At 72.2% G+C, this 11,191-nt stretch carries 9 protein-coding genes; 6 read left to right on the top strand and 3 right to left on the bottom strand.

The window, feature by feature from the left end; genetic code table 11:
- On the bottom strand, positions 1 to 1,652 hold a 1,652-nt coding region (locus AB0H87_RS30235; protein ID WP_360153097.1), incomplete at its 3' end, for a cobyrinate a,c-diamide synthase.
- A gap of 142 nt (positions 1,653 to 1,794) precedes the next feature.
- Between AB0H87_RS30235 and AB0H87_RS30230 the strand changes: the two genes are divergently transcribed.
- The 3 genes from AB0H87_RS30230 (at position 1,795) to AB0H87_RS30220 (ending at position 4,763) form a co-directional block, all read left to right on the top strand.
- Positions 1,795 to 2,595 (top strand): SURF1 family protein, encoded by an 801-nt coding sequence (locus AB0H87_RS30230; RefSeq protein ID WP_360153094.1) that lies wholly within the window; start codon positions 1,795 to 1,797, stop codon positions 2,593 to 2,595.
- 191 nt (positions 2,596 to 2,786) lie between these two features.
- Entirely contained in the window at positions 2,787 to 3,365 is a 579-nt protein-coding gene (locus AB0H87_RS30225; protein WP_360153091.1) for a hypothetical protein, read from the top strand.
- A gap of 48 nt (positions 3,366 to 3,413) precedes the next feature.
- Complete coding sequence (locus AB0H87_RS30220; RefSeq protein WP_360153088.1) at positions 3,414 to 4,763, top strand: APC family permease; 1,350 nt, start codon at positions 3,414 to 3,416, stop codon at positions 4,761 to 4,763.
- Positions 4,764 to 4,772: 9 nt separating this feature from the next.
- Here AB0H87_RS30220 and AB0H87_RS30215 read toward each other — a convergent pair whose 3' ends face one another.
- The gene (locus AB0H87_RS30215) at positions 4,773 to 5,423 is read right to left on the bottom strand and encodes a pyridoxal 5'-phosphate synthase (protein WP_360153085.1); all 651 of its coding nucleotides are present in this window, start codon (positions 5,421 to 5,423) and stop codon (positions 4,773 to 4,775) included.
- Positions 5,424 to 5,567: 144 nt separating this feature from the next.
- Between AB0H87_RS30215 and AB0H87_RS30210 the strand changes: the two genes are divergently transcribed.
- Positions 5,568 to 6,020 (top strand): protein phosphatase, encoded by a 453-nt coding sequence (locus AB0H87_RS30210; protein WP_360153082.1) that lies wholly within the window; start codon positions 5,568 to 5,570, stop codon positions 6,018 to 6,020.
- 502 nt (positions 6,021 to 6,522) lie between these two features.
- Here AB0H87_RS30210 and cobC read toward each other — a convergent pair.
- Positions 6,523 to 7,560: an Rv2231c family pyridoxal phosphate-dependent protein CobC gene (gene cobC, locus AB0H87_RS30205; RefSeq protein WP_360153079.1), complete on the bottom strand. Its 1,038-nt coding sequence runs from the start codon at positions 7,558 to 7,560 to the stop codon at positions 6,523 to 6,525.
- A gap of 93 nt (positions 7,561 to 7,653) precedes the next feature.
- Here cobC and AB0H87_RS30200 point away from each other — a divergent pair, with 93 nt between their 5' ends.
- The gene (locus tag AB0H87_RS30200) at positions 7,654 to 9,810 is read left to right on the top strand and encodes a transglycosylase domain-containing protein (protein WP_360153076.1); all 2,157 of its coding nucleotides are present in this window, start codon (positions 7,654 to 7,656) and stop codon (positions 9,808 to 9,810) included.
- Positions 9,811 to 9,863: 53 nt separating this feature from the next.
- Entirely contained in the window at positions 9,864 to 10,991 is a 1,128-nt protein-coding gene (gene cobT, locus AB0H87_RS30195) for a nicotinate-nucleotide--dimethylbenzimidazole phosphoribosyltransferase (RefSeq protein ID WP_360153073.1), read from the top strand.
- The last annotated feature ends 200 nt before the right edge of the window (positions 10,992 to 11,191 follow it).

Raw genomic sequence — 11,191 nt, 5'->3', positions numbered from 1 at the left:
CCGCCCGCCAGGGCGAAGCCTCGGCCGTCGGTCGGCTCTTCGCCGTCGTCGGCCGGCGGCGGGACGACCCGCAGGCGCGGCGGACCGGAGGACGGCGGACCAACGGCGGGGGACTCCGGTGCGATGTCGGCCGGCACCGTACGCAGTCGGGGTGCGTCCCCGCCCGCCGGCGCCTCCGCGGGCCCCGTGCCGTAGTCGATCTCCGCGTGCGGCGTCACGACCGGCACGGCCCCGGTCGCCTGCGCCCACGACCCACCCAGCGCCGGCACCGGGCCCTCGCCGGGCCGCGCCGCCAGCACCAGCCGTCGCGCGATCTCCGGGAAGCCCGCCCAGTGCAGGCTCAGCTGCGACGCGTGCACCCGCCGCCAGACGAAGCCCTCCGGCGTGCCGCCGTTCCAGGTCCACGCGGGCGTCTGCCCGGCGCGTGGGCTGACCACACCCCGGTGCTGCTTGTAGCCGACCACCCGGGCGCCGATCTCCGCCACGGCCGTCGTCGCGCGCGCGGTCGCGTCGCGGTAGCCCACGATCATCTGGTCGCCGGTCGTGCCCGCCGCGTCGAGCACGCCGCACATCGGCCGGCCGTCGAACGCCTGGGCGAGCCAGAGCAGCCCGGCCCCCTCGGCGATCACCGGGCGACCCGAGCGGGCCAGGTCGGCGACATCGGCACAGAGGCGGCGGTTGGCGGACAGCTCTTCCGCGTACGCCTCAGGCAACGCGCCACCGACGACCAGCGCGTCGGTGCCCTCGGGCAGGAGTTCGTCGCGCAGCGGGTCGACGGCCACCACCGTGGCGCCGGCCGCTTCGAGCAGCTCGCGCGTCTCCGCGTACGCGAAAGACAGGCCCGGCCCGCCGGCGAGCGCGACCACCGGTCGGCGACCGACCAGGACGGCGGCGGTGTCCTCCGGGGTGACCGCCAGCTCGGTCGCCGGTGACCAGGGCGTCGTCGACAGCTTGGGGGCCGAGTGCGCGAGCGCGAGCAGGCCGTCGAGGTCGACGGCGCCGGCGATCGACTCGCCGAGCCGGCGGATGCCGCGCAGCGCCTCGACCTCACGGTGCAGGACGGGCACGACACCCTCGTGCCGTGGGGGCAGGGTCGACGGCAGGTCGCGGCGGCGTAGCGCTCCGTAGACAGGCACGCCGATGTCGTCGAGGGCCTCGCGCAGGAGCTGCTCGTGCCGGTCGGAGGCGACCCGGTTGAGGATCACACCACCGAGCCAGGTCAACTCGTCGTACGCGCGGAAGCCGTGCACCAGCGCCGCGACCGACTGGCCCATCGCACCGACGTCGACGACCATGATCACGGGGGCCCGCAGCGCGGCGGCGACGCCCGCGGTTGAGTCGGTCTCGACCCGGCCCGCGAGGCTGTCGAACAGGCCCATCGTGCCCTCGACGACGGCGATGTCGTGGCCCTCGGCACCGTGCGCGAACAGCGGCGCGATCCGGTGGGCGCCGACGAGCCGCGGGTCGAGGTTGCGGCCGGGGCTGCCGGCCGCCGCGCCGAGGTAGGCCGCGTCGGTGTGGTCGGGCCCCACCTTGAAACCGACGGCGGAGAGGCCGCGGCCGGCAAACGCCGCGAGCAGGCCGACCGCCAGCGCGGTCTTGCCGTGGCCGGACGACGGCGCGCTGACCACCACCCGTGGCACGGCGGACATCGGCGACTCCTCGTCGGAAAATGGCGAGCCGTCCGACGATACCTAATGGGCACGACAACATCAGGTCGACGACACATCGACGAACGGGGTACGCCCGGCGACCGCCAGGAAACCCGTCGTACGCCCGCAGTAGCCTTCTCCCGTGTACCGGTTCCTGCTGACCCCCCGGTGGCTGGGCTTCCTCGCGCTCGCGCTGGTCGCCGCCACGGTGATGGTGCTGCTCGGCAACTGGCAGCACGGGCGCTACGAGCTGCGCAAGGACGTCAACCACCGGATCGACGTGACCGACACCGCCACGCCGCTGCCGCTCGACTCGGTGGTCGCGCCCGGCGGCAGCCCCGGCACGCCGGGTCCGGGCCCGGAGCGCACGACGGAGTGGACGCGGGTGACCGTGACGGGTCAGTACGACCCGGCCAACATCGTCCTGGTCCGCGGCCGCACCGTCGAGAACGAGGTCGGCTTCGAGATCGTCACTCCGCTCCGACTATCCGACGGCTCCGCGGTGCTGGTCGACCTGGGCTGGGTCCCGGCGGCGCCGGGCGGCGGTGCGTACACGCAGCCCAAGGTCCCGCCGATCCCGTCCGGCCAGGTCACGGTGACGGGCGCGGTCAAGCTGTCCGAGAGCCGCGGGACCGGGGTCGACCGCGCCGAGGGCAAGCTGGAGACCCGGCGCATCGCGGTGCCGAAGATCGCCGCGGAGCTGCCCTACCCGCTACGCGGCGCGTTCGTGCAGCTCGACAGCCAGGTGCCGGCCCTCGACAAGGGCTTCACCGCCGTCCCGCCCAACTACGAGAACGACTGGCTCAACCTCGGCTACTCCGTGCAGTGGTGGCTGTTCGCGGTCATGACGCTGTTCGCGTTCGGGTGGGCGGCCCGGCGCGAGGCCCGCGGCCCGCGCGAGGCGGCTCCGCCGCAGGAGCGGGAACTCGCCAGCACCACCTGACCCCGCCGCTCCGCGGCTGCCGGGACGCGTCGCGGTCCGCGGTGGTGGGCGCGTCGCGGCACGCGGTGGCGGGAGGCCGCCGTGTTGCGCGGCCGGCGGTGGCGGCGGGGCGCCGTATGTCGCGGCGCGCGGTGGCGGGCGCCGCGCAGTATGGTGCCGTGGGGAGCCGCCGCGACGAAGGGTGCTGCGTGATGGGCACAGAACCGACGCTGCCGCTGCCCGGGGCGAGTGGCCCGGGCCAGTTTCCGCCGCCGACCGATCCCTGGTCGACGCCCGACCTCGGGCCGCTTCCTGACCCGACGTCCGACCCCGGGCCGGTCTACGCGCCACCGCCGCAGCCGACCAGCGCGCCCCCGGTCGCCCAGCCCAGCCCGGCCGCGCCTGGCCCGGCGGGCCCGTTCCCGCCCGCCGGCGGCGACGGCACCGTCGTCGCGCAGATCGGTGAGATCCAGGTGACCTCGCAGCTGGTGCACACGCCGGCCGGCAGTTTTCCGTTGGCGGGCTCCACCTGGCAGGTCAACGACTTCTGGCAGACGACGCAGAAGACGCCGACGTGGGCCGTACTCGCGGCGATCTTCGGTTTCTGTCTCCTGACGGTCTTCAGTCTTCTGTTCCTGCTGGTCAAGGAGACCCTCTACACCGGAACGGTGCAGGTCACCGTGACCAATGGCCGGCATCAATACGTCGCCCGCGTTGGGGTGACCGATCAGAACCAGGTCCAGTACGTGCACCAGCAGGTCAACTACGTGCGCGCGCTCGCCGCACTGTGAGGCATGCCACAACCGACGGTTGGGTAAGGCGCCCGCATGACGACCGATATGAGTACGGCTGAGCCGACCAGACCGAGCGACGACGGCCTCCGCCGCGTGATCTCGCGGCCGATGCTGACGTTCTTCATCATCGGCGACATCCTCGGCGCGGGCATCTACTCGCTGACCGGCGAGGTCGGCGGCGACGTCGGCGGCGCGATCTGGGCGTCGTTCCTGGTCGCGTTCGCGTTGGCGTTCCTGACGGCGTTCGCGTACATGGAGCTCGTCACGAAGTACCCGCAGGCGGCCGGCGGCGCGCTCTACTGCGACCGGGCGTTCGGGCTGAAGTTCCTGAGCTTCCTCGTCACCTTCGCGATCATGGCTTCCGGCGTCACCTCGGCGACGTTCGCGGCGAGCCGGGTCGGCGGCGACTACTTCACGGGTCTCTTCGGCGTCGAGAACCCGCCGATGGTCCTGATCGGAATCGTGGCCATCCTGCTGGTCGCGGCGGTCAACCTGTGGGGCGTGGCCGAGTCGGTGCGGGTCAACGTCGTGATCACCTGCATCGAGCTGGCCGGCCTGCTGTTCATCATCGGCGTCGGCATCGTCGTGCTCGGCGGCGGCGACGGCGACCCGAGCCAGGCATTCACCTTCTCGGGTACGGGCTTCGGCGTCGTCACCGGCGTCCTGTCCGGCGCGGCGACGGCGTTCTACGCCTTCCTCGGCTTCGAGGACTCGGTCAACCTGGCCGAGGAGACCGACGAGCCCAGCCGCGCGTTCCCGCCCGCGATGATCACCGGCCTGGTCCTGGCCGGAGTGGTCTACCTATTGGTCGCGTTCACGGCGGCGATGACCGTGCCGCTGGACGTGCTCACCGAATCCAGCGGGCCGCTGCTCGAGGTGGTTCGAGTCGGCGCGCCGGACCTGCCGGTCGGCGAGATCTTCTCCGCCGTCTCGATCATCGCGGTGTCGAACACGATGCTGATCAACATGCTGATGGCATCGAGACTGTTGTACGGCATGGCCAAGCGCGACGTCCTGCCCGGCGTGTTCGGTCGGCTGAGCCCGCGCCGTACACCGTGGGTGTCGATCGCCTTCACCACAGCCGTCTCGATCGTGCTGCTGTTCTTCGTGGACGACCTCGGCGACCTCTCGGACACCACGGTGCTGCTCCTGACCGCGGTGTTCCTGCTGGTCAACATCTCGGCCCTGTACCTGCGCCGCGATCCGGTCGACCATCCCCACTTCCGCGCACCCACCGCGCTGCTGGTCCTGGGCGCGGTGGTCTCGCTGATCTTCCTGCTCCCGATGGTCCGCGAGGCGTCGATCTACGTGCTGGCGCTGTGGCTGCTCGTGGGCGGCGTGGTCCTGTGGGCGGTCAACTGGGCCTTCCTGCGCCGCTCGACCGCCGGGGCGTAGCGCCGGGGATCAGGGCCAGAGCAGTTCCTTGTGCCACGTGTCGGCGACGCGGCGGTAGCGGAGGCGGACGTGACGGCGTTGGGCGTCGCCCTGCCAGAACTCCACCGCCGTGGGCGTGACGGCGTAGACGGTGTGGTCCGGGGACGGGGTGTCCGGGTCGGCGGCCACGGCGGCCTCGGCTCTGGCGAGGGCGCGCTCGAGGTCGGCCGGGTCGGCCAGGACCTCGCTCTGGCGGCTGGCCAGGCTGCTCACCCGGGAGGCGACCGGCCGGGCGCGGAAGTCGGCGGCCGAGGTCTCCGGCTCCAGCGCGGCGACGGTCCCCCGGACGCGGACCTGCCGGGCCACCTCACGCCAGTAGAAGCTCAGCGCCGCCACCCGCCGGTCCGTCACCTGGCGGCCCTTGGCGCTGCCGGCGTTGGTCGCGAAGTGCCAGCCGCGGGGGTCGACGTCTTTGAGGAGGAGTACGCGGGAGTCCGGCATGCCGTCGGCGTCGACAGTGCTGAGCGTCATCACGTGGGGCTCCACGACCTCGGCGTCGATGGCCTCGGCGAGCCAGGACAGGAACAGTTCGTCGGGGGTCGCGGGCGTGTCGTCCGGCGCGAACGACTGAAGCGGCTGGGCGAAGACGGGAAGGCCACGCAGAAGATCACGAACGCTCACGATCCGATCCTGCCACCGCGCCCGGCTGGGTCGCCGGTCGGTGCGGACACGTGGTCGCGGTCCTGGAGGATCGTCGCCATTCGCCCGGTGTCGCAAAACGGCTGAATCAACCTCCTACTGGCAGGCGGCCATTATGGTGGGCTCATGATCGACTCGTGGGACCCGGCCGGCCCTGGGGTGCTGCGGCTGCCCTCGGGCCGGCTGGTCCGCGGGCGTGGACTGCTGCGGGCGTACCCGATGGGGCCGCCCCCGACGTTCGGGCTCTATCTGCTCGGCAAGCCGGCCTCGCTGACCGCGTGGGAGAGCCGCTGGGTGCGCTGGCCGGACCTGTGGCTGCCGAGCGACCCGGCCGACGCCGGTCTCGCGCTCCAGGAGGCGTGGGACCGCGCCGCCACGGACCGGGTCGAACTCGCCTGCCGCGGCGGCCGTGGCCGCACAGGCACGGCGATGGCCTGCCTCGCGATCATCGACGGGGTTCCGGCCCGGGAGGCCGTGGCGTACGTCCGGGAGCACTACGACCGCCGCGCCGTCGAGACGCCGTGGCAGAAGCGGTTCGTCGCCCGCTTCGCCGCTCCTGGCGGTCCGGACCTGAACTGACCTGCCGCCAGCCTCCGGTGGCACGCTGCGGAGGTCGTGCGCGGGGCATCTGACGCGAATGCCACGCGGTTGAGGCCCGGAACAAGCGCCGGTGGGGATCGGCATCGGTCAGTTGCCGGGCGAACCAAACGGCTTGATCGTTCCGATGTAATGGGTATGAGACCAACCCGGCGCCCGGGCCGCGCGCTCGCCTTCCGCCCCGCTCGATGCCGCCCGCCACCGCAGGCGAATGCAACGGTCTCAGGTCTGCGTCGACCCCGGGCCCGGCCACCGCGGCTCCGGGCAGGACCGCCACACCGGCGACGACGACGCCGGCGAGCAGAAGGACGCCGACGTTCTGCCGGAATCCGGCGCGGGCTGGATCACCGCGGTGTCGGTTGTGAGCGGGGCAGGCCTACCTTCACGGCGCTGCGAGCTTCCGCTCGGGTGCCCGAGGTTGCGCCGGAGGGCCGGCCTGGACCGGCCAGCGCGGCCGGGTCGTTGACGAGCGCCAGACGAAGGATCAGGAGGTGATCGTTGCTTTAAGGGCCGTGACGAAGGCGTCCGTTGTCGCCCGATCACGCACCGCCACCCGGACGAAGTCCGTCCCCAGGCCCGGGAACGTGTCGCCCCTGCGGACCGCGTAGCCGCGGTCGCGCAGCGCCAGGCGGACCTTGTCCGCGTTGGGTATGCGCAGCAGGACGAACGAGCTCGCCGGGGGAGCGGCGACCGTCACCGCGGGCACTTCGGCCAACCGCGCCAGCAGGTGGGCGCGGTCCGCGGCCAGCGACCGGGCGATCGCGTGCTCGGCGTCCACCGCCACCGGGCTGGCGCACGCCTCCGCGGCGGTGAGGGCCGGCGTCGAGACCGGCCACAACGGCTGTACCGCCGCCAACTCGCCGATCACCGACGGGGAGGCCAGGGCGTAGCCGATGCGCAGGCCGGCCAGGGCCCACGTCTTGGTCAGGCTGCGCAGGACGATCAACCCGGGTAGGTCCGTGCGGGAGGCCAGGGACTCCGGCTCCGCCGACCCGGACGGGCCCAGCGTGGTGTCGGCGAACGCCTCGTCGACCACCAGGATGCGGCCCGGTCGCGCGAGGGCGGCGATCGCCGCGGCCGGGTGCAGGACCGAGGTCGGGTTCGTCGGGTTGCCCACGAACACCAGGTCCGCCGAGGACGGAACCACGGCCGGGTCCAGGACGTACGGCGGCGGCAGCAAGACCCGGGCGACCTGGTGGCCGGCGGCCAGCAGCGCGGCCTCCGGCTCCGTGAACTGCGGGTGCACCACGACCGGCGACACCGCGGACCGGAACGCCTGGGCGATCAGCACGAACGCCTGTGCGGCGCCCGCGGTCAGCAGGACCGAGGACGGCGACCGGCGGTGCCGTGCGGCAACGGCCGCACGGGCCGGGCCCGCGGACGGATAGGCGCCGAGCGAGGACAGCGACGCGGCCAACGGCGAGGCGAGCCACGACGGCAACGGCGCCTGCCGCACGTTGACGGCCAGGTCGACGAGCCCCGGCCCTACCTCGGCATCGCCGTGATGTCCCAGCTCGAACACAGGGACGACCGTACCCCGCGGTCAGGAACATGAGACGTAGACGTTGTTCACTTTCAACTACGGACATATCCCCTTATGTCCTAACTTGAGTTGGTGATTAAGCGCGCCCTCTCCACGACCAGCCGGTTCGCTCCGTTGCTGCGGGCCGGGCTCATCGCCGGTGTCGTCGTGGCGGCGGTCGCCTATCCGCTCGTCGCCGTCGGCGGCCTCGGCGCGAAGAAGGGGGCCGAGGCGTTCAACGCCATGCCGACCAAGCTCAGCGTCAAACCCCCCGCCCAGACCAGCTACGTGTACGCCTCCGACGGCACGACCCTACTGACGATGTTCTACGAGGAGCATCGCAAGTACGTCCCGATCTCCCAGATGTCGCCGTACATCCAGCAGGCCATCGTCGCCTCCGAGGACCAGCGCTTCTACGAGCACAACGGCGTCGACCCGAAGGGCATCGCGCGCGCCTTCGTCGCCAACCACCAGAGCGACGGCGTCCAGCAGGGCGCCTCAACGCTGACCATGCAGTACGTCCGGATGGCCCAGCGCGACGGCGCTACCACGCCCATCGAGGTGCAGGAGGCCACGGAGCAGACGAGCGCCCGCAAGCTGCGCGAGATGCGGCTGGCCCTCGCGGTCGAGGAGCAGTACACGAAGCAGGAGATCCTCGAGCGCTACCTCAACTCGGCCTACTTCGGACACCGCGCGTACGGCATCTACGCCGCCTCCGAGGTGTTCTTCTCCAAGTCACCCGCGGACCTCACGCTCGTCGAGGCCGCCACGCTCGCGGGTCTGGTCAAGGCGCCCACCGAGTACGACCCCGCGACGCAGGACAAGCTCGCGGCGACGGCCCGGCGCAACTACGTGCTCGACAACATGCAGAAGATGGGCTACCTGAGCCCGCAGGACAACGCGGCCACCAAGCAGCTGCCGATCGAGCTCCACCTCAGCACGCCGGCCAACGACTGTGTTTCGGTGCCGAAGAATCTCAACAGCTGGGGCTTCTTCTGCGACTACCTCAAGGCGTGGTGGGCCGAGCAGCCCGCGTTCGGCGAGAACGCCGCGCAGCGCGAGGACAACCTGCGCCGCGGCGGCTACAAGATCGTCACGTCGCTCGACCCGAACATCCAGGCCATCGCCGAGAAGAACGTGATGGAGAAGGAGAAGTCGAACAGCAAGTTCGCGCACGGCCTCGTGGTCATCCAGCCGGGCACGGGCCTGGTCAAGTCAATGGCGGTCAACCGCGTCTACTCGCTGGACCAGTCGAAGAACGGCACGCACTCCGACCCGGCCAAGGCGGCGAAGATCAAGGGCAACTACCCGAACACGGTGGTGCCGCTGCTCGGCGGCGGTGACATGCCGGGTTATCAGGCGGGTTCGACGTTCAAGATGTTCACGATGCTGGCCGCGCTGGACGCCGGGCTGCCGCTGTCGACCGCGTTCGACTCGCCGATGAGGCTCGTGTCCCAGTACCCGGGTGAAGGGCCCGGCTCGTGCGGCGGTCGCTGGTGCCCGTCGAACGCGTCCGGCGCGATGACCGGCCGGCATGCGATGTGGTCCGGCTTCGGCAAGTCCGTCAACACGTACTTCGTACAACTCGAACAGAAGGTCGGCGCCGACAAGGCCGTCAAGATGGCCGAGCGCCTCGGGCTGCGCTGGCGCACCGACGTCGACCAGATGATGGCCAAGCCACCGCGATCGAGCACCTGGGGCGCGTTCACCCTCGGCGTCTCGGACGTGACCCCGCTGGAGATGGCCGGCGCGTACGCCACCGTCGCCGCCGACGGCGTCTACTGCGAGCCGCTGCCGGTCACCTCGATCAAGTCGCCTGACGGCAATGAGGTGACCTGGAAGAACCCGAACGGCGACACCGTGGACGTGTCCAAGCCGCGCTGCCGCCAGGAGGTCACCCAGGACGTCGCCCGGGCGGCGGCGGACGCGGCCCGGTGCCCGACCGGTGGCAAGGCGAAGACCGGCTCCTGCCAGGAGTGGTCGACGGCGCCGAGCGTGACCGCGACGGTGGGTCGTCCGGTGGGCGGCAAGACGGGTACCACGGACAGCACCCGGTCGGCCTGGTTCGTCGGCTTCACCAAGGAACTGGCCGGTGCGAGCTTCATCGCCGACCCGGACAACCCGTTCAACGCGGTGGGTGACGCGCAGTCGCAGAAACCGATCGACTCCGTGGCGCAGACGCTGCGCGACGCGCTGAAGGGCCAGCCGATCCAGGACTTCACCGCACCGTCACCAGCGATCGTCAAATGACCGGAGGGGCCCCGCGAGGGGCCCCTTCTCCGTTGGACGGGATCATGGAGGACATGAGCCTCCTCGCCGACACGCTGGCCGCGATCGGGCCGCTCGACGCCGCCGCCATGGCGGCAGCGCACGCGCGGCACGCCACCCTGACCAAACCGCCGGGTTCGTTGGGGTCGCTCGAGGAGTTGGGTGTACGCCTCGCGGGTCTCGCCGGCGCCAACCCGCCACCGCTGCCGGAGCCTGCGGTCGTGGGTGTGTTCGCGGGCGACCACGGCGTGCTCTCCCAGCGGGTCAGTCCGTGGCCGCAGGAGGTCACGGCGCAGATGGTCGCCAACTTCCTGGCCGGCGGCGCGGTCGTCAACGCGTTCGCGCGCCAGACGGGCGCCGGCGTCGTCGTGATCGACGTCGGAGTCGCCACGCCGTTGCTGACCGCGGAACCGGCCGCCGCGGACGGCGACTCCGCCGTCGCCGCGCCCGCCCAGGGCAACCCCGAAGTAGTCGAGGGCCCCCGACTCGTCCGAGCCAACGTCCGACCCGGCACTCGGGATCTGAGTGTCGAGCCGGCCATGACCCGGTCGGAGGCGACCGCGGCCGTCGAGGTCGGGATCCGGGTCGCCGGCGAGCTGGTCGACGGCGGCGCCGGGTGCCTGATCACCGGTGACATGGGCATCGGCAACACCACGCCCGCGGCCGCGTTGATCGCCGCGTTCACCGGCGCCGCGGCGGCCGACGTGACCGGGCGCGGCACCGGGATCGACGACGAGACCCACGGCCGCAAGGTGAGCGTCGTCCAACGGGCGCTGGCCCTGCACCGGCCCGACCCGGGCGACCCGGTCGGTGTGCTGGCCACCGTCGGCGGGCTGGAGCACGCCGCCCTGGCCGGCTTCGTGCTGGGCGGCGCCGCACGGCGCGTCCCGGTGATCCTCGACGGCGTGATCGCCGACTCGGCCGCGCTCGCCGCCGCGGCGCTGGCCCCGGACGCGGTCGGCGCGATGGTCGCAGGACACCGCTCCGCCGAGCCCGGCGCCTCGGTCGCGCTGCGCCACCTCGGCCTGGAGCCCATGGTCGACCTGGGCCTGCGCCTCGGCGAGGGCACGGGCGCGGTGCTCGCCTGGCCGATCGTGGCCGCCGCCGCCCGAGTCCTGCACGACGTCGCCACCTTCGACTCCGCCGGGGTGGCCGAGAAGTGAGCGCCCGAACCAGCCAGCGCAACACGCCGGCTCGCGCCCTCGCGGAGCGAGATGCGGCAATTACCCAGCGAACCAGCCGGCTCGGTGAGCCCGCTCCCTGCGGTGCGTCGCCGAGTGGGTGCGGCGGGGAGCGGGTGGGGCTACGAAGCGGCTTCGTTCGTGCAGCTCTTCCGTCCGTCGACCGAACCGGAAGAGAGCCC

The organism is Asanoa sp. NPDC050611 (assembly GCF_040654855.1).
In the GTDB taxonomy this organism is placed as follows: domain Bacteria; phylum Actinomycetota; class Actinomycetes; order Mycobacteriales; family Micromonosporaceae; genus Asanoa.
The sequence above is the reverse complement of the archived record's forward strand: the minus strand, read 5'-3'. Positions and strand labels throughout refer to the sequence as shown.

Excerpts from the sequence above, each read along its gene's own strand:
- AB0H87_RS30225 (WP_360153091.1), top strand. The coding sequence starts at position 2,787 with ATGGGCACAGAACCGACGCTGCCGCTGCCCGGGGCGAGTGGCCCGGGC.
- AB0H87_RS30220 (WP_360153088.1), top strand. The coding sequence starts at position 3,414 with ATGAGTACGGCTGAGCCGACCAGACCGAGCGACGACGGCCTCCGCCGC.
- AB0H87_RS30210 (WP_360153082.1), top strand. The coding sequence starts at position 5,568 with ATGATCGACTCGTGGGACCCGGCCGGCCCTGGGGTGCTGCGGCTGCCC.
- cobT (WP_360153073.1), top strand. The coding sequence starts at position 9,864 with ATGAGCCTCCTCGCCGACACGCTGGCCGCGATCGGGCCGCTCGACGCC.